Origin of the sequence: Rhodovulum sp. ES.010 (genome assembly GCF_900142935.1) — a bacterium.
In the GTDB taxonomy this organism is placed as follows: domain Bacteria; phylum Pseudomonadota; class Alphaproteobacteria; order Rhodobacterales; family Rhodobacteraceae; genus Rhodovulum.
Window position 1 is genome coordinate 252,780 of record NZ_FSRS01000001.1, and the last position, 21,517, is coordinate 274,296.

The following is a 21,517-nucleotide window of genomic DNA, read 5'->3' on the forward strand; positions in this document are numbered from 1 at the left end:
CGCCAGTCCTGTTTTCGACGCCCGCGGATGGTCCTGCGGGCGTTTCGCTTTCGCGGGTCAGGCGAGACCCATTTCGCGCAGCATCCGGGCAGCCTCGTCCGCGGGTTGGGCAAGGGTGCCGGTGTCCTCGCCCGGATAGAAGCGGTGACGGTGTGCGGTCGCCATCGGCTGCGGCAAGAACCGGTGCACATGCACGTCCTGCAAGCGCGCCTGTTCCGCCGACCACGCGTCGAAGAGCGCGCGCTGCGCGGCCTTGCACGCCCCATAGGCGGCAAGAAACGGGCCGGTGGCTGCGTCGTCGTCCACGAGGATGGCGGTGCCACCGCCGTCGGGCACGCGCAGAAGCGGGCCGAGAAAGCCGATCAGCACGGCCGTCGCCTCGATATTGGCGGCAACGGCCTTGTGCCAGAACGGCAGATCGATCTGCTCGGCCGGGCTCATCGGCGGGGTCTGGATCGCGGCATGGACCCAGAGGTCGACCAGGCCCCAGCGGTCGAATATGCCGCGGCAAAGCGTGCGCATCGCATCGGTGTCGGCGATGTCCATGGGCGCCAGCGTGGCCTGCCCCCCGGCGGCCTGGATGCGGTCGTCGAGCTCCTCGAGCCCGCCGGTGGTGCGCCCCACCGCGACGACGTGATAGCCGGCCGCGGCCAGCGCTTCGGCCGCCGCCGCGCCGAAGCCGCGCGAGGCACCCGTGACAAGTGCGATTTTCTGATCGGTCATGGCCGGTCTTTGGAATACCTGAGCGGTGGGGTCAAGATACCCTGGGCCTCCGATGGACGCGGGCGCCAGCGACACGCGCGCGCAGCGGGTCTACTCGGCCGCCTTCACCTGAAAGCCCTTCTCGATCATGTCGCTGGGCGCCACCGGGTAGTCGCCCGAGAAGCAGGCGTCGCAGTATTGCGGGCACTTGGCGTCGCGGCCCTGTGACTCGCCCACGGCGCGGTAGAGGCCGTCGAGCGAGATGAAGCGCAAGCTGTCCACCTGCAGGTGCTGGCGCATCTCCTCCTCGGACATGTGGGAGGCCAACAGCTTTTCGCGTTCGGGCGTGTCGACGCCGTAGAAGCAGGGCCAGGCGGTGGGCGGGCTCGCGATGCGGAAATGCACCTCGCGCGCGCCGGCATCGAGGATCATCTCCTTGATCTTCTGGCTGGTGGTGCCGCGGACCACCGAGTCGTCGACCAGGATCACCCGCTTGCCCTCGATCAGCGCGCGGTTGACGTTCAGCTTGAGGCGGACCCCCATGTTGCGGATCTGCTCGGTCGGTTCGATGAACGTGCGGCCCATATACTGGTTGCGGATGATCCCCATGCCGTAGGGAATGCCGGATTCGTGGGCATAGCCAATCGCCGCGGGCGTGCCGGAATCGGGCACCGGGCAGACGAGATCGGCCTCCACCGGCGCCTCGCGGGCCAGTTCCACCCCGATCTGGCGGCGCGTTTCGTAGACCGAGCGCCCGCCGAGGATCGAGTCGGGGCGCGAGAAGTAGACATGCTCGAAGATGCAGAAACGCGGATTCGCACGCTCGAAGGGCTGGAAACTTTCCACTCCCTTTTCGGGCGAGATCACGACCATCTCGCCCGGTTCCACGTCACGCACGAACTCGGCGCCGATGATATCCAGCGCGCAGGTCTCGGAACTCAGCACCCAGCCCTCGCCGAGGCGGCCAAGCACCAGCGGGCGCACGCCCAGCGGATCGCGCACGCCGATCAGTTTCGTGCGCGTCATGGCGACCACAGAGAACGCACCCTCGACGCGCCTCAGCGCGTCCTTCATCCGTTCGGGGATGGTTTTCTGGAAGGACCGCGCCATCAGATGGATGATGCATTCGCTGTCGCTGGAACTCTGAAAGATCGAGCCGCGGTCGATCAACTCGCGCCGCAGCTGCTCGGCATTCACGATGTTGCCGTTATGCGCGATCGCCGCGCCGCCCATCGAGAACTCGCCGAAGAAAGGCTGCACGTCGCGGATCGCGGTATGGCCCTTGGACCCGGTGGTGGAGTAACGCACATGGCCGATCGCCAGCGTTCCGGGCAGCGTCTCCATCAGGCTGGCCTTGGTGAAGTTGTCGCGCACATAGCCGAAGCGGCGGGCCGAGTTGAAGCCGGTTTCGGGTTCGTAACTCACGATACCGCCCGCCTCCTGACCACGGTGTTGCAGGGCGTGCAGGCCAAGGGCCACGAAATTGGCGGCGTCGGCCAGGCCGATCACGCCGTAGACGCCGCATTCCTCGCGCAGTTTGTCGTCATCGAAGGGATGGGCAGGGGGCAGATCGCCTTGCGGCGTATCATGCGGGGACGTCGGGCGCATGGGCAGCGGGGCTCCGAATCCATATGGCGGGAACTGGCCTCTCTCTACGCTCTCGGGCGCGCGGTGTCACGAAAGGATCACATAAAGGCCGCGTCATGCGTTGCTGCGCGGTTTTCGGCCAGGCGACGCGCCACGCGGTTGGCAAGGATCGGGCGCACCGGCATGGCCGGCCCGGGGGCGGCGGTGGGGGCGTCGCCATAGGCCGCCATCATGCGCAGCGCCTCGGGGCCGGGCAGCAGGCTTTCAACCGGCGCGCCTTCGGCCCGGACCAGGGCGTGCCGGGGCAGCAGCAGGTGGTAATAATCGACGCCGAAGGGCGGGCAGGTCTGCGCCACGCCCGGCAGCGCCGCCTGGGTATGGGCGGCGGCCAACGCCTCGGGGTGACCGGTCAGCCGCACGAGGTCGCCGCCGCTCAGCAACACCCGATGCTGGCGCGACAGGTTGAGCGTCCGGTACGGCAGATCGGGCCCCAGCGTGCCTGGCCCAAAGCTGAACGGGCGCAGCTTGGGATTCTGCCGCAGGTCGCGTGCCGTGACCGTGCGTCGACCGATCCAGACGATGGGCTGCGGCCCCGTATCCAGCGTGAGCACCGGTTGGCCTGCGCGCAACCATTCGACCGGGCGGGGGCCGTCCGGGGTGTCGATCCGCGTGCCGCGGGCGAAACAGATCACGCCCGTAGTCGAGAAGGCCGAATAGTAATTGTAGTTCGGCGAGGACACCGAGGTCACGGTGTAGGTCGTGTTCAGTTCGGGGGGAGGATCCTTGAAGATGTAGTAATAGCTGTTCGACGCGGCGATATAGACCCGTTGCATTACATGTATATTGCTGCCGTCCCACAGCTCGTACTGCTGGCGGGGCTGGATCTGGCCTGACGTTTCGGTCTGGCCGGACTCGTCATAGACCACCGCGGTCTGGTTCCAGTCCTCGTCGTCGCGGTCGTCTGTGCCGTCGACCAGATAGATATCGTTGTCGGTGATCTCGATCTGGTGGTTCGCTGCGAAGGTAAACGTGATCGTTTGCCCGGTCCATGGCGAGCCGCCCGGGAAGAACAAGTCATCGTCATCGTAGCCTGCAAAGACGTATGTTGCCATGATCCGCCCCGTTCGGGGCCGGAATGAAGGATAGCCGTTTACATTCGGTGAATCGGCATCCGCTTCATTGGCCAAGGGGGGCGTCGACGGCGGGCTGGCCGCAGGCGCCCATAAGCTGCTCATACTGCGTGGTCAGCCAGCCCAGTGCCTTGTCCGGGTCGGTCTCTGCCAGCCGGTCGGTGAGCGAGGCGAAGACCTCGGCCGACCGGGAGTTGTCCACCGCCGGATAGTCCTCGTTGGTGACCACCATCTGGTAGACGAAGAACGCCACCGCCACCAGCAGGACGCCGCGCGCCACCCCGAAGAGAAACCCCAGCCCCTGGTCGAGCCCGCCTAGCACCGAGCCCTGGATCATCGAGGACAGGAGTGGCGTGAACAGCGAGACCGCGACCAGCGCGACGATGAAAACGAGCGCGAAGGCCGAGAGCATCGCCAGTTCGCACGATCCCGCGATGATCCCGCCGAGCACAGGTATCTCGTGCATCAACGGCTCGGCCTGGGGGGCGAAGATGAAAGCGACAACGGCGGCCACGACCCAGCCCGCGATGGCCATGACCTCGCGCACGAGGCCCCGCGAATAGGCGAGGATCGCCGATAGCAGGATGACGACGGCGACCACCCCGTCGATCACGGTAAAGCCTTCCATGGCTGTCCCTCCTCGGCCTCAACCCGCGCCGAACATGTCTCCGACGAAGGCCGTCAGGTCGGGCATCCGCCGAACCGTCAGCCCCGTGGGCGCGCCCAGTTTGCTGCGCGCCGGCGCGATGGCTGTGGAAAAACCAAGTTTCTGCGCCTCTTTCAACCGGTTTTCCGTCTGGCCCACGGGCCTGAGCGCGCCCGATAGCGATATTTCTCCGAAGATGACGCAATCGGGCGACAATGACGTATCCTCCCGCGCGCTCAGCAGCGCCGCGGCGACGGCCAGATCGGCGGCAGGTTCGGTGACCTTCAGCCCGCCTGCGACATTCAGGAACACGTCATAGCCCGCGAAGGGGATGGCGCAGCGCGACTCCAGCACCGCGAGCGTGGTCGACAGCCGCCCGGCGTCGAGCCCCACCACCGTGCGCCGGGGCGTGCCCAGGGGGGAGGGCGCGACGAGGGCCTGGATCTCGGTCAGCACGGGCCGCGTGCCCTCGATGCCGGCAAAGACCGCGGTTCCCGGCGCGGGCTCGCCCCGGTCCGAAAGGAACAGCGCCGAGGGGTTGTCGACCTGGGCGAGGCCCGCACCGGTCATCTCGAACACGCCGATCTCGTCGGCGGGGCCGAAGCGGTTCTTGACGGCCCGCAGGATGCGGAACTGGTGACCGCGCTCGCCCTCGAAATAAAGCACCGTGTCGACCATGTGCTCGACCACGCGGGGGCCGGCGATCTGGCCCTCCTTGGTGACATGGCCGACGAGCATCACCGCGCTGCCCCTGCGTTTCGCGAAAGCGGTCAGTTCATGGGCGGCAGCGCGGACCTGGCTGACCGAGCCGGGCGCGCTGTCGACCTGGTCGGCCCACATCGTCTGTATCGAATCGATGACCGCGAGGTCGGGCTTTTCGGCATCGAGCGTTGTAAGGATGTCGCGCAGGTTGGTTTCCGTCGCCAGGTGCACCGGCGCATCCGCTAGGCCCAGGCGTCGTGCGCGCATGCGCACCTGGGCGCCGGCTTCCTCACCTGATATATATATGCATTTCAAACCCTTGCGGGCGAAACTTGCCGCGGCCTGCAGCAGCAGGGTGGACTTGCCGATGCCGGGATCGCCGCCCACCAGCACAGCCGACGCGGGCACCAGCCCGCCGCCCAACACCCGGTCGAGCTCGGCCATGCCCGAGGCGGCGCGCGGCGGCTCTGGCTCGGCGGATGCGAGATCGGAAAGCGGGACCGCGTGGCCACGTGCGGCGCCCAGCGATTTCGCGGCCGGCGCGGCGGAGAGCGGCGTTTCTTCCTCGATCGTGTTCCACGCCCCGCAGGCGTCGCAGCGACCCGCCCATTTCTTGTGGGCGGCGCCGCATGCGGTGCAGGTGAAGACGGGGACGGCTTTGACCATGGCCTTTCCTGCCCCAGGCAAGCGCAACGGGCAAGGGGACTCCCACCCCCGGGCCGGCGCCGGGCATGCGCCCGCCGTGTTCGGGGGTGGGCGTGGCGCGGCCCGTGCCGGGCCGCGCGGGGGGCGCTGCCCCCGTCGCCCTGTCGGGCGACTCCCCCGGAGTATTGCCGCCAAGAAGAAGCGGTCAGGCGCCGGGCAGGTGTCGCCTGGTGAGGAGCGAGAGGGTGAGGGAGCCGAGCACGCAGGCGGTGCAGAGGTAGAGGCCCCAGGCGGTTTCCACGCGGGCCAATCCAACGCCCTTCACGATGACGATGTAAAGAGCGATCAGGAAGATGTCGGCCATGGCGAGCTTGCCCATCAGGTGGATCGCCGGAAGCAGGCGCGGAGGGGCATGGCCGAACTGGAGGAGGGCGAGGCCGACGGTTTTCAGGTAGGGGGCGACTAGGGCGAAGACCGTGACCGCGAGGGCCAAGAGGATGTCGGTTTGCCAGAGCGCGGCGAGGCCGGAGAGCACGGATATCTCCGAGAGTCCGAAGACGGGCAGGAGGCCGGCGCGCATCAGCGGGGCGAACCAGGCCAGCGGGAAAAGGATCAGAAGGGCGAGATTGCCGAGTTTCAGAAGCTGCATCGTGGAAAGACCATGCCAGTCTTTGGTGGGAATGCCTTGTGGCGGCGCGTTGTTCGTGCCTGTCACGCTAGATCGTTCCGGGACCGCTGTCTGCGCTGGCTTCTTCTTGGTTCAAGTACTTCCTTGGGGCGGGGCGGCAGCCCACACCGGCGGGTCGCCTTGGCCGTGCCAAGGCGAAACCCGGGGCGACCAACGCCGGTCGACCGTCGGTCGTCTAGCGCACCGCCTCGATCGGACCCTCCGCGCGGCCGTGGATGAATTGCTGCAAGTAGGGGTCGGGGGCGACGTCCATGTCCTTGACCGGTCCGGTCCACTGAATCACGCCGTCATGGAGCATGGCCACATCGTCGGCGATCGCGCGCACGCTGGCCATGTCGTGGGTGATGGTCATGGCGGTGGCGCCCATCTCGACCACGATCTCGCGGATCAACTCGTTGATGACGCCGGCCATGATCGGGTCGAGGCCGGTCGTGGGTTCGTCGAAGAAGATGATCTCCGGTTCCGCGGCGATGGCGCGGGCCAGCCCGACGCGTTTCTGCATGCCACCGGAGAGTTCGGCGGGGAAGAGGTCGGCCACCTCCGCCTTCAGGCCGACGCGGCGCAGCTTTTCCACCGCGATCTCGCGGGCCTCGGCCTTGGGCCGCTTCTCCGCGCCCCTCAGCAGGCGGAACGCCACGTTCTGCCAGACGGTGAGCGAGTCGAAGAGCGCGCCGCCCTGAAACAGCATCCCGAAGCGCGCGAGGAAAGCGTCCCGGTCGACGCGGGTGACGTCCTGCCCGTCGATCAGAATCTGGCCGGCGTCGGGCTTCACAAGCCCGAGAATGCATTTCAGCAGAACCGATTTGCCGGTGCCCGAGCCGCCGATGATCACCATGCTCTCGCCCCTGGGCACGGTCAGGTCGATGCCCCTGAGCACCCGGTTCGCGCCGAACGCCTTGTGGATGCCCGACAGCGCGATCATGCCGAGAAGAACAGTTCGGTCAGCAGGTAGTTCGCCGCGAGGATCAGAACGGACGCGGTGACCACCGCCTGTTTCGTGGCGCGGCCCACGCCCTGCGCCCCGCGCCCCGAATTCATCCCGAAATAGCAGCCCACCAGCGCGATCAAGAAGCCGAAGACCGCGCCCTTTATGAGGCCCGAGGTCACGTCCCAGAGTTCGAGGTAATCGGCGGTGTTCTTGAGGTAGGCGCCGGCGTTCAGTTCCAGCCGGCCGGTGCCTACCACGTAGCCGCCGAAGATGCCGATGGAATCGCCCACCGCCACCAGCACCGGCACCGCCAGCGTCGCGGCCAGCACGCGGGGCACGGTGAGATAGCGCATCGGGTCGGTCGAGAGTGTCACCAGCGCGTCGATCTGTTCGGTCACCTTCATCGTGCCGATTTCGGCGGCGATGGAACTGGCCACGCGGGCCGCAACCATCAACCCGCCCAGCACGGGGCCGAGTTCGCGGGTCATTCCGATGGCGACAATCGAGGGGACCACCTGCTCGGCGTTGAAGCGCGAGCCGCCCTCGTAGATCTGCAAGGCGAGCGCGCCGCCGGTGAAGAAGGCGGTGAGACCCACCACCGGGAGCGAGTTGTAGCCGATCACCCAAAGCGCATGGCCGAACTCCCGCAGGTAGAAGGGCGGGCGGACCAGCGCGGCGAGGGTGGAGACGAGGAAGAGCCCCAGGCGCCCCAGAGCGGCCAAACCGGCGAGCGTCGAGCGCCCGATGGCGGCCACGGGCGCGAGGATCATGACCCCGCTCCGCCGGTATAGCGGCGTGCGTAGCGTGCCCCGAGGTTCGTAAGCACCTCGTAGCCGATGGTCTGGGCCGCGTCTGCCACCTCGTCGACGCCCTGGTCTGGGCCGAGAAGGTCGAGCGCGTCGGGGGTGCGGGGCAGGTCGGTGATGTCGGCGGTGATGAGGTCCATCGAGACCCGGCCGAGAATCGGGCAGGGATGGCCGTCGAACCAGAGCGTGCCGCGGTTCGTCAGGTAGCGCAGGATGCCGTCGGCGTAGCCGGCGGCGACGGTGGCGACGGTGCGGCGCTCTTCGGCGGTCCAGGTGCAGCCGTAGCCGATGGATTCGCCCGGCTCCACCTCGCGGCTCTGGATCACCGGCAGCGACAGCGCGACGACGGGGGCGGGGTCCGTGAAGGGGCGGCCGCCATAGAGGCCGACGCCGGGGCGGGTGACCTCGAAATGGTAGTCGGGACCGAGAAGGATGCCGCCCGTCGCCGCGAGCGAGCGGGGCACGCCGGTGCCCTCGGTCATCTCGCGGAAGCATGTCAGTTGCTTTTCGTTGAAGCCGGTCGTGTCCTCGTCGGAACAGGCCAGGTGGCTCATGATCAGCCGCGGTCCGGCCTTGAGCGCGATATCACGAACGGCGGCCCATTCGGCGGGTTCCATCCCCAGCCGGTTCATGCCGGTATCGAGCTGAATGCCGAAGGGGTGGCCGGGCAGTGCCTCCATGTGGCGGGTGAGCTGTTCCACCGAGTTCAGCATCGGAACGAGGTCGAGATCGCCGATCATGTCGGCATCGCCCGGCATGTGGCCGGAGAACACGCAGATTTCTGGGCCGCGGCCCAGGGCGGCGCGTATCGTGGCGCCTTCCTCCGCGATGGCGACGAAGAAGCGCCGCGCGCCGGCCTTTACCAGCGTGCGCGCGACGCGGGCGGCGCCGAGGCCATAGCCGTCGGCCTTGACGACGGCGCCGGTCTCCACGCCCTGCGCGGAGGCGCGGTCAAGCTCGGTCCAGTTGCGCGCGAGCGCGTCGAGATCGATCGTCAGGGAACCCGTTGCCATGCGCGCTGTTTTGACAGGTGCGGACGGCGGGTCAAGGGCGGAATTCGCGTTTTACGGGAGCGGGCGGTGCGGCCCGTCCGGCCGGGCCCTGTCCTCGCCGTCCTGCACCAGAGGGTCGGGGCAGCCCCCGCGGCGGCTGTCCGCATCGGTCGCGGCCGCCCTCATCCATGTGGCCGGCTTCGCCGAAGATTCGGTCTCGCGGGGTTGCCGATTGCGGCGGACACCAGGCCGCTGCAACCGGTCGGACCGAAATGGTCCCGGCACAAAGCCGGATGACGAGCGGCGCCCCGTCGGCATCCAAACCGCCCTGGGATATTCGAGCACCGGACTCCAAAGGTCGCTTCCCCGCGGCGAGCGGGCCGCGATCTCGGCGGTCCGCAAAGGCGCGGGGACTCCTTCACTGGGATCACTCCGTGCCCACGGCGAACGGAGACAGCTTGCGTTTCAGACGTCTTCGTCCGAGCCGATGCCGTGCTGCCAGGGCTTCACCAGGTTGCCGAAGCGGGTGAAGCGGCCTTCGAAGCTCAGTTCTACCGTGCCGATGGGGCCATGGCGCTGCTTGCCGATGATCACCTCGGCCTTGCCGTGGACGGAGGCCATCTCCTCCTGCCATTTCGCCACCGCTTCGAGGTCGTGATCGCCGGGCTTCTCACGCTCCTTGTAGTATTCCTCGCGGAACACGAACATCACCACGTCCGCGTCCTGCTCGATGGAGCCCGACTCGCGCAGGTCCGAAAGCTGCGGGCGCTTGTCGTCGCGGGCCTCCACCTGGCGGGAGAGCTGGGACAGGGCCACCACGGGAATATCCAGCTCCTTGGCGATCGCCTTCAGCCCTTGCGTGATTTCGGAGACCTCGTTGACCCGGCTGTCCTTGGCCGAGGCGGGCCGGACGAGTTGCAGGTAGTCGATGAAGAGCGCATCCAGACCGTGGGTGCGCTTGAGGCGCCGGGCGCGCGCGGCAAGCTGGCTGATCGGCAGGGCGGGCGTGTCGTCGATGTAGAGCGGGCAGGCCTCGAGCTGCTTGGCCGCCTCGACGAAGCGGCGGAACTCTCCTTCCGTCATGTCGCCGCGGCGGATCTGCTCAGAGGGCACCTCGGAGGCTTCCGAGAGAATCCGGGCCGCCAGTTGCTCGGCACTCATCTCCAGGCTGAAGAAGCCCACGACCCCACCGTCGACCGCGCCCTCGGTGCCGTCCGGCGTCAGGCCCCGGCGGTAGGCCTTGGCGATGTTGAAGGCGATGTTGGTGGCCAGCGACGTCTTCCCCATCGAGGGGCGCCCGGCCAGGATCAACAGGTCCGAGCGGTGCAGCCCCCCCAGCTTGCGGTCGAGATCGATCAGCCCGGTCGAGACGCCCGAAAGCTGGCCGTCGCGCTCGTAGGCTGCGTTCGCGACCTTCACCGCGTCGGTCACCGCCTTCAGGAACGACTGAAACCCGGTTTCGGCCTGGCCCTGTTCGCCCAGCTTGTAAAGCGCCTGCTCGGCCTCGACGATCTGGGCGCGCGGTTCGGACGCGATGTCGACCTTCGCGGCCTTGTCCGAGATGTCGCGGCCCAGCCGGATCAACTCGCGCCGGATCGCGAAGTCGTAGATCATCTGCGCGTAGTCGCGCGCCGCGAAGGTCGAGATCGCGGCGCCAGCGAGCCGCGCCAGGTAGGCCGGGCCGCCAAGTTCTTTCAGACCCTCGTCGTCCTCGAAGAAGGCCTTGAGCGTGACCGGCGAGGCCAGCGCGTTCTTTTGGATGCGCGCGGCGGCGGTCTCGAATATCCGGGCGTGGACCGGCTCGTAGAAATGCTGCGACTGCAGGATCGAGGCGACGCGGTCATAGACGTCGTTGTTGGTGAGGATCGCGCCGAGGAGTTGCTGCTCCGCCTCGATGTTATGGGGCAGGGTGCCGTCCTCGTCTTCGCCGCCATGCGCGCCCGGTTGGAACGTCCTGAGTTCGTTCATGAGAGATGCCCCGCCTCGCTGAGCGCCCGATCTACGCCAAGGCTGCGGGCCGCTTCAATCGGGATATCCTGTGAGTCACCTGTGGACAGTTTCACGGCCCTTCCACTCCCTCATTTTGGGGGCAACTGCCCACTTTCGTCAAGATTTGGTCTTGCGCGCGGCGCGCTGTGTCCCGAATCGCACGGCCAAGCGAAAACGCACCGTGAAGGGCGCCGCCGTTTTGCGGCACACGCCATGCGCGAACCTGTTTGATGGGCCGCAATGCAAAGCCGTTGGCGCCGGGAAATAACCCTGCGGCATCAAGGCGCCGGGGTCTTGCCCCCCATACGCGCGTCCTGCCACGGGCGCGGGGCGTTCAGGAACGCCTCCACCTCGTCCAGCGTTGCCGATTCGAATGCCTGCTGTCGACGGGCCTCGGCCAGCACGTCCCACCAGGTGCACAGGTGGTGCAACTCCACGCCGTGCTCGGCCAGCATGGTCTCGGTCTCGGGAAAGATCCCGTAATAGAAGATCACCGCTGTATGACCGCAAATTGCCCCGGTCTCGCGGATCGCTTCGATGAAGGACAGCTTCGATCCGCCATCGGTGGTGAGATCCTCGACGAGCAGCACGCGGTCGCCTTCGCCCATGATCCCCTCGATCCGGGCATTGCGGCCGTAGCCCTTGGGTTTCTTGCGGACATAGGTCATCGGCAGGGCCAGCCGTTCGGCCACCAGCGCGGCAAAGGGGATGCCGGCGGTCTCGCCACCCGCGACATTGGTGAACGCCTCGAACCCCGCCTCGCGCAAAACCGTGACGGCCAGAAAGTCCATCAGCGTCGCCCGGATTCGCGGGAACGAGATCAACCGGCGGCAGTCGATATAGGTGGGCGAGGGCCGGCCGGAAGCCAGCGTGAAGGGGTCTTCCGCGTTGAAATGGACCGCCCTGGCCTCCAGCAGCATGCGCGCGGAGAGCCGCGCGATCTCGTCACGGTCGGGGTAGGCGGCGGCGATCATCGGCGGAACCTCTCGGTCTGTGGTCGGGGCTTCAAGGGCATGCCCGGCCGATCTCTTCGACGGAAGGCGCGGCTCATTCGTCGACTGCCCAGTGCAGCGGGAAGCCGGGATCGAAGACCGTGACCGGCCCTGCGCCGGTCTCGATCGTCTCCGGGTAGGCCACCGGTAAGCCCTTGGTCAGGGTGATCGTCTCTTCGTTGGGCGGCAGGCTGTAGAACGCCGGCCCGTTCAGCGACGCGAACGCCTCCAGCCGGTCGAGCGCGCCTTCGCGCTCGAACACTTCGGCCAGGCAGGACAGCGTATTGGTGGACGAGAAGATGCCGGCGCAGCCGCAGGCCGATTCCTTGGCCGGATCGGTATGGGGCGCGCTGTCGGTGCCGAGGAAGAAGCGCGCGTCGCCGCCTGTCGCCGCGCCGACCAGTGCGTCCCGGTGGCGGGCGCGTTTCGCGACCGGCAGGCAGTAATAGTGCGGCTTGATCCCGCCGACGAGAAGGTGGTTGCGGGTGATGATCAGGTGATGCGTCGTGATCGTCGCGCCGAGGCCGCCGTCGCTGTCGCGCACGTATTGCACGCCGTCTGCGGTGGTCAGGTGCTCCATCACCACGCGCAGCCCCGGGGTCGCCCGGCGGATCGGGTCGAGCACGCGGTCGATGAACACCGCCTCGCGGTCGAAGATGTCGATCTCGGGATCGACCACCTCGCCGTGGACGCATAGCGGGCAGCCGATCTCGGCCATCCGCTCCAGCACGCCGCGCACCTTGTCGAAATCGGTCACGCCCGAGGCCGAGTTCGTCGTCGCCCCCGCGGGGTAGAGCTTGACCGCGGTAATTAGGCCGCTCGCATGGGCGGCGGCGACATCGGCAGGGTCCGTCTCCTCGGTCAGGTAGAGGGTCATCAGCGGCGTGAAATCCGCCCCCGCGGGCAGGGCGGCAAGAATTCGCTCGCGATAGGCGGCCGCGTCTTGCGATGTGACCACCGGGGGGATCAGGTTGGGCATCACGATCGCCCGGGCGAAATGGCGTGTGGTTTCGGGCAGGACGCCGGCGAGCATGGCGCCGTCGCGCAGGTGCAGGTGCCAGTCGTCGGGGCGACGGATCGTCAGGCTGTTCATCATGGCCAAGCGCGATACACAATCGGCCGGGGGCTTTCCAGAGGAGAAGAGAGATGACGGGCGACGAGGTGGAGCGGTTTTCCTGGCAGGCCGGGCCAGATGCCCCGCGCGAAGAACTGCTGCTCGATGCGGACGGCCTGGCGCTCGAGGGGCGGTGGCGCCTGGACTGGGACGCGGTGACCGGGTTGATCTACCGGGCCGACCGCTGGACAGAGACGCTGGACATCGCAGCCGACGGCAAGTTGCACAGGCTGACCTTCGAGGGGGCGGCGACCGATCGCGAAGGGCCACGGGCGATGCGCGCCGTTGTCGCGCGGCTGGCCGAGCGGCGTCCCGAGATCTCCGTCGAGATGCGCCGCGGCGGTTGGGCGCGCTGGATCGGCTTCGGGCTGGGCCTTGTCTGTCTCCTCGGCGGCCTCGCGCTCTGGGCGCGCGCCGCCGTCGCGGGCGACGCGATCAGCGGTGCCGTCGGGTTCATGGTGCTGATCCTGGTGGGCGTCGCGCTGGCCTCGACCAATCGACCCGGCCGTGCCGGCCGACCGATCCCGCCAGAGATCTTCCGCGCCTATCTGGACGGGCGGGCGCCCGGCGCCCACGGCACGAAGGCCTGAAAATTCCGTGAAGCTTTGCAGGTCCGGCTGACCGCCCGGCGCAAGGCGGGACTTCCGAGCCGGCATTGGTAAGGTAAGGTGATCTGCCCTATCTTTGCAACCATGGGAGGAAACAACTGTGACATGACAGGAGTTTCCACGAAATGGCAGTTGCACAGACAAACGTGACGGGCCGCACGGGCTCGCTCTTTTCCGGCCTCATGGCGCTGATGGTAAGGATGGTCGAAAACCATCCGCTGGCGCGGCAGGTCGATGAACTCAACAGCTACAGCGACGAGGACCTCGCCGCAAAGGGCCTGACCCGGCAGGACGCGCTGCGCCACATCTTCCGCGACCGTTACTACATCTGAGCCGCGCTCGGCGCGTCGTATGGCGGCAGGGCGGCTGCCGGCATCCGCTGCGTCGGCGCCGCTCCTCGCATGGCCTCGCGGCGGATCGTGACCCGCGACTCGAACTCCGCGAGGCGACGGGCGAATTGCGGATGGTTGCGGCGCCTGAGCACGTGCCGGCACAGCCGCGCGCCGAGGGCCGGGCGGTCGTTCGCCTCGATGCGATCCATCAATGCCCGCAGGTAGGGGCCGTAGCCGCGTCGCGCGCGGAACAGCCGGTGAAACACCTCGGCCGTCAGCGCGCCCTCGCCGGCGGCGTCGATCAACTCGGGCAGCACGCCCATCGCCATGAGATGGAAATCCAGGCCCTGCCCGCAATGGGGGGTGCGCAGGCGGGTCACGTTCGACCCGTGGAACAGCGCCGCATGCATCGCGTCTTCCCGGCACGCGGGGTCGTAGACGACCATCACCTGCTCGGCCGCCTCGACCATGTGCGGTGCGAATCCATAGCGCGAGGCGAAATCGCGCCGCCGCGCCGCCGCGAAACGCCCATCCCAGCTCGCAAGACACGGGTCCAGCGTGGCCTGGGGCGACAGGGCAAGCACCGCCGCACCCGGCGCCGCCACCGAGAAGGCTGCGGCCGCGTAGCCGCACATGCCGGCGCCGTAGAACACCACGCGGTCGAAGCGGTCGAAATAGCCCGCGTCGATCAGCCGGTCGAAATAGGCATAGACTGCCGGGTCGCGGAACCACGTCTCGGACCGTGCAACGAGGGTGAGCCGCGACCAGCCGGCCGGCTCGGCGAGCGTCGCGGCCAGCGGTTGGCCGTCCAGCCCGGCATTGTGGATGTCGCACGCCCGTTCGAAGCTGACCAGAAGGACCCGGCCGGCCTCGGCCCGGATCGCCGCGTGATCTTCGCCAAGCGGCTCGACGATCGCCCGCGAATCCGGTGCCAGGAAGACCGCGTGCCAGTTGTATCCGCAAAGGTCGTGCCCGACTCGATCCTTCATCTCGCGCCTCTTTCCGACAGGCGAATACTAGCCATATCTGGGCGCTCGGGGAAGCGGGAATACCAGATTTATTGTCCACAGGCTGGGGATGACTCGCGTCGCGTTCCCGCTCAGCTGCGCGCGGCGGTCGCCGTGAGCGCGCCCATCCCGACGAGCGCGCCGCCACCCGCCCGGCTCATCCAGCGCAGGACAGCGGGGCGGCGGATCCGCGCCCGCAACCGGTCGGCCAGCAGTGCATAGGCCAGCGCGTTCAGCGCCGCGAGCCCGACTAAGGTGGCGATCAACACCGCGAATTGCGGGGCGAGTGCCGCCTCTGACTGCAGGAATTGCGGCACGAAGGCGATGAAGAACGCGATGGATTTCGGGTTGAGCGCGGTGACCGCTGCGGCGTGTGCGAAGACGGCACGGGCCGGCCGCGGCTCTGGCGCGAGCTCGCCGGCCAGCACCGGGCGCGACCGCATCAGTTTTACCCCCAGCCAGACCAGATAGGCCGCGCCGATCCATTTCAGCACGGCAAAGAGCGTCGCAGAGGCCAGCACCAGCGCGCCGAGCCCCGCCAGCGAGGCGCTCATCGCGATGAGGTCGCCCAGCGCCACACCCAGCGCCATGGCCACCGCGACCCGCCGCCCCTGGCTCAGCGCGTAGGACAGCACGCTGAGGATCGTGGGTCCCGGAATGACGAGCAGAACCGCGGAGGCGGCAGCGAAGGCAAGCCAGAGATCGAGGGGCATGGGGCGACTCCGACAACACCGCGCCGCGTGAGCCACGCCGCGCCGCGGCGCGCAAGTGGGCAGCGCGCAACCGGACGGCCTGGGGTCACGATCGCGTGCGCCGAGCTCCCGTGTTGCCCCGCCGCGGGAACGAAGCGGCGTCCCGACCGTCTGGATGGGAAAGGAGGACACTCATGCCGCAGACATCCACGCTGTCGATCACCGCCCTTATGGCCGCCCTCGCCGCCGCTCCGGCCGCCGCGCAGTCGGGCCAAACCCACCGATGGGGCGACAAGAACGTGCCCCAGTTCGAGCCGGCCTTTCCGCAGCAGACCCGCGCGCCCCTGGAAGCGACGGATGTCGCGGTTGCCAACGAGACGCTTGCCGCGGGCCTGGAGCATCCCTGGGCCGTTGCCGCTCTGCCCGACGGGCAGGGCTGCCTGGTGGCCGAGCGCCCCGGCCGGTTGCGCCATATCGCCCCGGACGGCACGGTTTCGGACCCCATCGCGGGCGTGCCGGAGGTCGAGAACCGCCCGGCCGAGGGGATGGACACGGCCCAGGGCGGCCTGCTCGACGTCAAGCTCGGCCCCGATTTCGCCGAGACGCGGCATGTCTACCTGACCTATGCCAAGCCCTTGGCGGACGGGTCCGCCACCGCCGCCGCGCGCGGCGTGCTAAGCGAGGACATGACCGAGCTTACGCAGGTGGAAGACATCTGGGTGCAGACACCCCCGTCGCCCGCGCGGATGCATTACGGCAGCCGAATCGTCTTCGACGGCGATGGCCACGCCTTCATCACCACTGGCGAGCACTTCACGAACGAGGAACGCCAGAAGGCGCAGGATCTGGAGACCACCTACGGCAAGGTGGTGCGCGTCAATCTCGACGGGTCGATCCCCGACGACAATCCGTTCGTCGGTCGGGAGGGCGCCGAGGACTCGATCTGGTCCTATGGCCATCGCAACATCCAGGGCGCGGTGATGCATGACGGGCGGCTCTATGTCATCGAACACGGCCCCGCGGGTGGCGATGAGGTCAACGTGGTCGAGCCGGGCGCCAATTACGGCTGGCCGGTGGTCAGTTACGGCAAGCGCTACGACGGGGACATGATCGGCAGCGGTGATCCCCGTCAGGACGGCATGAAGGAGCCGCTCTACTACTGGGATCCGGTGATCGCGCCCGGCGACGCGGTAATCTACGAAGGCGATGCCTTCCCGGACTGGCAGGGCGACATGCTGGTGGCGGGGCTCGTGTCGAAGAGCGTTGTGCGGGTGGACCTGGATGACGGCCGCGTGCGGGCCGAGGAACGGGTTCTCGGCGGCCATGGCCGGCTGCGCGACATCGAGGTGCTTTCGGATGGCAGCCTGCTGTTGCTCACCGACAAGCAGAACGGAGAGATCGTCCACGTCACGCCCTCGGACGACGGGGCGTGACGTCTGCGCGGGGCCGCCAAGCGGCCCCGCCGGTCGTCAGAAGAACGCCTGCAGCCCGGTCTGCGCCCGCCCGAGGATGAGCGCATGGATGTCATGCGTGCCCTCGTAGGTGTTCACTGTCTCCAGGTTGACCATGTGGCGGATCACCGGGAAGCTGTCCGAAATCCCGTTGCCGCCATGCATGTCGCGGGCGGCCCGTGCGATCTCCAGCGCCTTGCCGCAATTGTTTCGCTTGATCAGCGAAATCATCTCCGGCGCCGCGCGGCCCTCGTCCATCAAGCGGCCCACCTGCAGGCAGGCCATCAGCCCCAGCGAAATCTCGGTCTGCATGTCAGCGAGCTTCTTCTGGAAAAGCTGGGTGCCCGCGATCGGTTTGCCGAACTGGTGCCGGTCCAGCCCGTAGGCGCGCGCCGCGTGCCAGCAGGCCTCGGCCGCGCCCATCACCCCCCAGGCAATGCCGTAGCGCGCCCTGTTGAGGCAGCCGAACGGCCCCTTCAGCCCCTCGACACCCGGCAGCAGGGCATCTTCGCCGACCTCGACGCCGTCCATCACGATCTCGCCGGTGGGTGAGGCGCGCAAGGACAGCTTCCCCTCGATCTTCGGCGCGGACAGGCCGTTCAAACCCGTTTCCAGCAAGAAGCCCCGGATCTTGCCGCCATGCGCCTCGGATTTCGCCCAGACCACGAAGACATCCGCCATCGGGCTGTTCGAAATCCAGGTCTTGGTGCCGGTCAACCGGTAGCCGTCCTGCGTTTTCTCGGCTCGCGTCTTCATCCCCGCCGGATCGCTGCCCGCATCGGGTTCGGTCAGGCCGAAACACCCGATCAGCGTGCCCTTCGCCAACCCCGGCAGGTATTTCTGCCGCTGCTCTTCCGTGCCGTAGGCAAGGATCGGGTACATCACCAGCGAGGACTGCACGCTCATCATCGAGCGATAGCCCGAATCCACCCGCTCGATCTCCCGCGCCACGAGCCCGTAGGTGACGTAAGACGCCCCGAGCCCGCCGTATTCCTCGGGCACCGTCACGCCCAGAAGCCCGGCCTCGCCCATCTCGGCGAAGAGCTCGGGCTCCACGCGCTCCGCGCGATAGGCCTCCGTCACCCGCCGCGCCAGCCGGTCGTCTGCGAAGGCGCGGGCCGCGTCGCGCAGCATCCGCTCGTCCTCGTCCAGGCGATCCTCGAGCCGCAGCGCATCCTCCCAGTCGAAACGGGAAAGGTCGGGGGCGTCTTTCGGCTTGAGGGGGGCGGTGCTGTCCATCTCGGTCTCCTCCATGCACGTCTTGCCCGTGCCATATCGCGCGCGGGCGCCCAGGGCAATCTCGGCGCGCCCGCCCGCTTGACCGCCGGCGCGCCCCATGCAGTTCTAGGGACAGGGAGGACATGCGCATGGGCGAGACAATCGGCTCGATCGACGAGGTGCAATCGCTGCTGGCCGGGCAGGACTATGTCTGCGGCCGGGCGCTGGCGACGGTTGCCTTCCTGTCGCTCAGACTCGGCAAGCCGCTGTTTCTCGAGGGCGAGCCCGGCACCGGCAAGACCGAGATCGCCAAGGCGCTCGCCACGGCCCTCGGCCGCCGCCTGATCCGCCTGCAATGCTACGAGGGGCTGGACGCAGGCTCCGCGGTCTACGAGTGGAACTTCGCCGAACAGATGATCGCGATCCGCACTGCCGAGGCGGTCGGCTTCGAAGGCGCCGGGGCCGACCGCACCGCGCTGAAGGACGAGCTCTTCTCCAGCGAATACCTGATCGAACGTCCGCTGCTGCAGGCGATGCGCCCGCAGGTCGAGGGCCCGCCCGTGCTGCTGATCGACGAGCTCGACCGCACCGATGAGCCCTTCGAGGCGTTCCTCTTGGAGGCGCTCAGCGATTTCCAGGTCACGATCCCCGAACTCGGCACCATCAAGGCCGACCATCCCCCCATCGTCATCATCACCTCGAACCGCACCCGCGAGGTGCATGACGCGCTCAAGCGCCGCTGTCTCTACCACTGGGTCGACTATCCCAGCTTCGAGCGCGAACTCGAAATCCTCCACGCCCGCGCGCCCGAGGCAGCCGAGACGCTCAGCCGCGAGATCGTGGCCTTCGTCCAGAAGCTCCGCACCGAGGACCTGTTCAAGAAACCCGGCGTCGCGGAAACCATCGACTGGGCGAAATGCCTGCTCGCGCTCGACGTGATCGACCTCTCCCCGCAAGTCATCGCCGACACGATCGGCGCGCTTCTGAAATACCAGGACGACATCCAGAAAATCGAGGGCTCCGAGGCGAAACGCCTGCTCGACGACGTCCGCGCCGCGCTTGCGCCAGCCTGACCCTTCTTCTGGCCGAAAAGATCCTCGGGGGGCCGGGGGGCAGACAGCCCCCGGCCTCTCGCCCAAAACCCGAGGCCGCGATGGCAGACTTACCAGACCTCGACATCCCCGAAGACGGCAAGCTCAGCCACAACATCCTGCATTTCGCGCGTGCGCTGCGCACGGCCGGCCTCCCCGTGGGGCCCGGCCGGGTGATCGACGCCATCCGCGCGGTCGAGGCCGCGGGCTTTTCCGAGCGGGCCGATTTCTATCACACGCTCGCCGCCTGCTTTATCTCGCGCCCCGAGCACCGCCAGGTCTACGACCAGGTGTTCCGTCTCTACTGGCGCGACCCGCGGTTCCTGGAACACATGATGAGCCTGATGCTGCCCTCGCTGCGCGGCGTCGCCGAGGAGCGCGAGGCGAAGGCCGCCGAAAAACGCGCCGCCGAGGCCCTGCTCGACGGGGTCGACCGGGACGTGCCGGATCTGCCCGACCCCGAGGACGCGGGCGAGGAGATCGAGATTGACGCCTCCCAGACCCAGTCGGGGCGCGAACGGCTCAAGACCCTCGATTTCGAGCAGATGAGCACCGCCGAGGTGGCCGAGGCGAAACGCATGCTTGCGCGCCTCAGCCTGCCGGTGAAGCCGCTGAACTCGCGCCGCACCCGCGCCGACGCCCGTGGCCGGATGCCAGACTGGCGCGGCACGATGCGCACCGCGCTGCGCCAGGGCGGCGAAATCCGCGCCTTCCGGCAGAAGGCGCGCCGCACCCGATGGCCGAACCTCGTGGTGCTCTGCGACATCTCGGGGTCGATGTCACAGTACTCGCGCATGGTCCTTCACTTCCTGCACGCGGTCGCCAACGAGAAGGGCGCGGGCTGGGCGAAGGTGCACGCCTTCACCTTCGGCACTCAGCTGACCAACATTACCCGGCACCTGGCCACCCGCGACGTCGATGCCGCCCTTGCCGCGGCCGGGGCCGAGGCGCAGGACTGGGAGGGCGGCACCCGAATCGCGAGCGCGCTGCACGCCTTCAACCGCGACTGGTCGCGCCGGGTGCTGGGGCAGGGTGCGGTGGTTCTGTTGATCACCGACGGGCTCGACCGCGACGAGGCGGACAGCTTGTCGCAGGAGATGGAGCGCCTGCACCTGTCTGCCCGCCGCGTCATCTGGATCAACCCGCTGCTGCGCTGGGACGGCTTCGCCCCGAAAGCCAAGGGAATACGGGCCATGCTGCCCCATGTGGACTGCTTCCGCGCGGGCCATTCGATCGCGTCGCTCGAGGCGCTTGCCCAGGCGATTTCCGACGCCGGGGAGCCCGGCGAGCGCGACCGGATGCTGCGGAACCTGCGACAAACCTGACCGGTTTGATCTGGATCAATGCCGCACCGCGTCAAAAGCTACATTCGGCATGTGTCGTTTGCGGCGACGGTCGTAAGTTCCCGACGAGCGTCGAGAAACCGCATTCGCCCCCCGCGCCTGTTCCCGGCCCGGGGGTTCGGTCGCCAAGGGCTCTCCCTCCCGAGGTGACGCATTACAGAAACGCCGTGGGCCCTCCCTCCCACGGCGTTTTTCTGTGCCTGACGCAGCCGCGGCATTTCCGGCGCGCCCGCGGATTCCGCTTGATCGCGGCACCGCTGGGCTGCCACACTTTCATTCGAAATAACGAATATTATGTGGGGGACATCTCATGGTCTTGAACTGGAAGATCGGCGGGCCGCTGCTCGGGCTCGTCTTTTTCCTCGCCGTGCTGCTGGTCAAGCCGATCGGCGTGTCGACGCAGTTCGTCGTGGCGGACGGCATCCTCTGGGACCGGCAGGTGCCGGACATGATCGTCGAGGCGGGCGATGGCGGCTGGACCTCGCCCAACGCCTATCTCGACCGTTATGCCGACAACATCGCCAACCCGGTGAACTATTCCTTCATCTTCGTGCTCGCGATGATGGGCGGGGCGCTGATCTCGTCCATCGTCTTCGGCAAGATCCGGTTCTGGGAACGCTTCAACCCCGCGCTCTGGAGCGCCAACCTCTCGGGCGGCTGGATCGGCCGCTGGATCGTTGCCTTCGTCGGCGGGGCGCTCGTGCTTTACGGCGCGCGGCTCGCGGGGGGCTGCACCTCGGGGCACATGATGTCGGGGATGATGCAGACTGCCGTCTCGGGCTATCTCTTCGCCTTCGGCGCGTTCCTTACGGCCTTTCCCACCGCCCGCATCTTGCTGAAGAAGGAGGCCTGAG

Annotated in this window: 21 protein-coding genes; 6 read left to right on the forward strand and 15 right to left on the reverse strand. The window is 67.8% G+C overall.

Annotated elements, in window-relative coordinates:
• Window positions 1–57: 57 nt before the first annotated feature.
• The 12 genes from BUR28_RS01305 to pyrC form a co-directional block, all read right to left on the reverse strand.
• The gene (locus BUR28_RS01305) at window positions 58–723 is read right to left on the reverse strand and encodes an SDR family NAD(P)-dependent oxidoreductase (RefSeq protein WP_074218468.1); all 666 of its coding nucleotides are present in this window, start codon (window positions 721–723) and stop codon (window positions 58–60) included.
• A 90-nt stretch (window positions 724–813) separates the two neighbouring features.
• Entirely contained in the window at window positions 814–2,310 is a 1,497-nt protein-coding gene (gene purF, locus BUR28_RS01310; protein ID WP_139307461.1) for an amidophosphoribosyltransferase, read from the reverse strand.
• A 77-nt stretch (window positions 2,311–2,387) separates the two neighbouring features.
• Window positions 2,388–3,401, reverse strand: coding sequence for a Hint domain-containing protein (locus BUR28_RS01315; protein ID WP_074218469.1), 1,014 nt, complete (start codon window positions 3,399–3,401; stop codon window positions 2,388–2,390).
• A gap of 64 nt (window positions 3,402–3,465) precedes the next feature.
• Window positions 3,466–4,047 (reverse strand): CvpA family protein, encoded by a 582-nt coding sequence (locus BUR28_RS01320; protein ID WP_074218470.1) that lies wholly within the window; start codon window positions 4,045–4,047, stop codon window positions 3,466–3,468.
• An 18-nt stretch (window positions 4,048–4,065) separates the two neighbouring features.
• Complete coding sequence (gene radA, locus BUR28_RS01325) at window positions 4,066–5,433, reverse strand: DNA repair protein RadA (protein ID WP_074218471.1); 1,368 nt, start codon at window positions 5,431–5,433, stop codon at window positions 4,066–4,068.
• Between the two features lie 184 nt (window positions 5,434–5,617).
• The gene (locus tag BUR28_RS01330; protein WP_074218472.1) at window positions 5,618–6,061 is read right to left on the reverse strand and encodes a paraquat-inducible protein A; all 444 of its coding nucleotides are present in this window, start codon (window positions 6,059–6,061) and stop codon (window positions 5,618–5,620) included.
• 214 nt (window positions 6,062–6,275) lie between these two features.
• Window positions 6,276–7,022 carry an ABC transporter ATP-binding protein gene (locus tag BUR28_RS01335; RefSeq protein ID WP_074218473.1) on the reverse strand — a complete coding sequence of 249 codons (747 nt, stop codon included), beginning with the start codon at window positions 7,020–7,022 and terminating at the stop codon, window positions 6,276–6,278.
• Entirely contained in the window at window positions 7,019–7,798 is a 780-nt protein-coding gene (locus tag BUR28_RS01340; protein ID WP_074218474.1) for an MlaE family ABC transporter permease, read from the reverse strand. The genes BUR28_RS01335 and BUR28_RS01340 overlap by 4 nt, the downstream gene beginning before the upstream one ends.
• Window positions 7,795–8,847, reverse strand: coding sequence for an alanine racemase (alr, locus tag BUR28_RS01345; RefSeq protein ID WP_074218475.1), 1,053 nt, complete (start codon window positions 8,845–8,847; stop codon window positions 7,795–7,797). The genes BUR28_RS01340 and alr overlap by 4 nt, the downstream gene beginning before the upstream one ends.
• Before the next feature lie 444 nt (window positions 8,848–9,291).
• Window positions 9,292–10,794 carry a replicative DNA helicase gene (locus BUR28_RS01350; RefSeq protein WP_074218476.1) on the reverse strand — a complete coding sequence of 501 codons (1,503 nt, stop codon included), beginning with the start codon at window positions 10,792–10,794 and terminating at the stop codon, window positions 9,292–9,294.
• 299 nt (window positions 10,795–11,093) lie between these two features.
• On the reverse strand, window positions 11,094–11,789 hold the full coding sequence (locus BUR28_RS01355) for an orotate phosphoribosyltransferase (protein WP_074218477.1): 696 nt from the start codon (window positions 11,787–11,789) through the stop codon (window positions 11,094–11,096).
• 73 nt (window positions 11,790–11,862) lie between these two features.
• Entirely contained in the window at window positions 11,863–12,903 is a 1,041-nt protein-coding gene (gene pyrC / locus BUR28_RS01360; RefSeq protein ID WP_175566869.1) for a dihydroorotase, read from the reverse strand.
• Between the two features lie 50 nt (window positions 12,904–12,953).
• On the opposite strand from pyrC, the gene BUR28_RS01365 reads away from it, so the two are divergent.
• Both BUR28_RS01365 and BUR28_RS01370 read left to right on the forward strand, forming a co-directional pair.
• Window positions 12,954–13,511, forward strand: coding sequence for a hypothetical protein (locus BUR28_RS01365; protein ID WP_074218478.1), 558 nt, complete (start codon window positions 12,954–12,956; stop codon window positions 13,509–13,511).
• A 143-nt stretch (window positions 13,512–13,654) separates the two neighbouring features.
• Window positions 13,655–13,861, forward strand: a complete 207-nt coding sequence (locus tag BUR28_RS01370; RefSeq protein WP_074218479.1) for a hypothetical protein — start codon at window positions 13,655–13,657, stop codon at window positions 13,859–13,861.
• Here the strand turns inward: BUR28_RS01370 and BUR28_RS01375 are convergent.
• Together BUR28_RS01375 and BUR28_RS01380 are read right to left on the reverse strand one after the other, a co-directional pair.
• Window positions 13,852–14,850: a hypothetical protein gene (locus tag BUR28_RS01375; protein ID WP_074218480.1), complete on the reverse strand. Its 999-nt coding sequence runs from the start codon at window positions 14,848–14,850 to the stop codon at window positions 13,852–13,854. The genes BUR28_RS01370 and BUR28_RS01375 overlap by 10 nt on opposite strands.
• A gap of 110 nt (window positions 14,851–14,960) precedes the next feature.
• Window positions 14,961–15,581 (reverse strand): LysE family translocator, encoded by a 621-nt coding sequence (locus BUR28_RS01380; protein WP_074218481.1) that lies wholly within the window; start codon window positions 15,579–15,581, stop codon window positions 14,961–14,963.
• Between the two features lie 173 nt (window positions 15,582–15,754).
• Between BUR28_RS01380 and BUR28_RS01385 the strand changes: the two genes are divergently transcribed.
• Complete coding sequence (locus BUR28_RS01385; RefSeq protein ID WP_074218482.1) at window positions 15,755–16,993, forward strand: PQQ-dependent sugar dehydrogenase; 1,239 nt, start codon at window positions 15,755–15,757, stop codon at window positions 16,991–16,993.
• 36 nt (window positions 16,994–17,029) lie between these two features.
• On the opposite strand, the gene BUR28_RS01390 is transcribed toward BUR28_RS01385, so the two are convergent.
• Window positions 17,030–18,250, reverse strand: a complete 1,221-nt coding sequence (locus tag BUR28_RS01390) for an acyl-CoA dehydrogenase (RefSeq protein WP_074221468.1) — start codon at window positions 18,248–18,250, stop codon at window positions 17,030–17,032.
• 128 nt (window positions 18,251–18,378) lie between these two features.
• On the opposite strand from BUR28_RS01390, the gene BUR28_RS01395 reads away from it, so the two are divergent.
• The 3 genes from BUR28_RS01395 to BUR28_RS01405 all read left to right on the forward strand — a co-directional run bounded on the left by BUR28_RS01395 (window position 18,379) and on the right by BUR28_RS01405 (window position 21,516).
• Entirely contained in the window at window positions 18,379–19,302 is a 924-nt protein-coding gene (locus BUR28_RS01395) for an AAA family ATPase (RefSeq protein WP_074218483.1), read from the forward strand.
• Window positions 19,303–19,382: 80 nt separating this feature from the next.
• Window positions 19,383–20,645 carry a vWA domain-containing protein gene (locus tag BUR28_RS01400; protein ID WP_074218484.1) on the forward strand — a complete coding sequence of 421 codons (1,263 nt, stop codon included), beginning with the start codon at window positions 19,383–19,385 and terminating at the stop codon, window positions 20,643–20,645.
• A gap of 328 nt (window positions 20,646–20,973) precedes the next feature.
• Complete coding sequence (locus BUR28_RS01405; protein ID WP_074218485.1) at window positions 20,974–21,516, forward strand: YeeE/YedE thiosulfate transporter family protein; 543 nt, start codon at window positions 20,974–20,976, stop codon at window positions 21,514–21,516.
• Window position 21,517 lies beyond the last annotated feature (1 nt).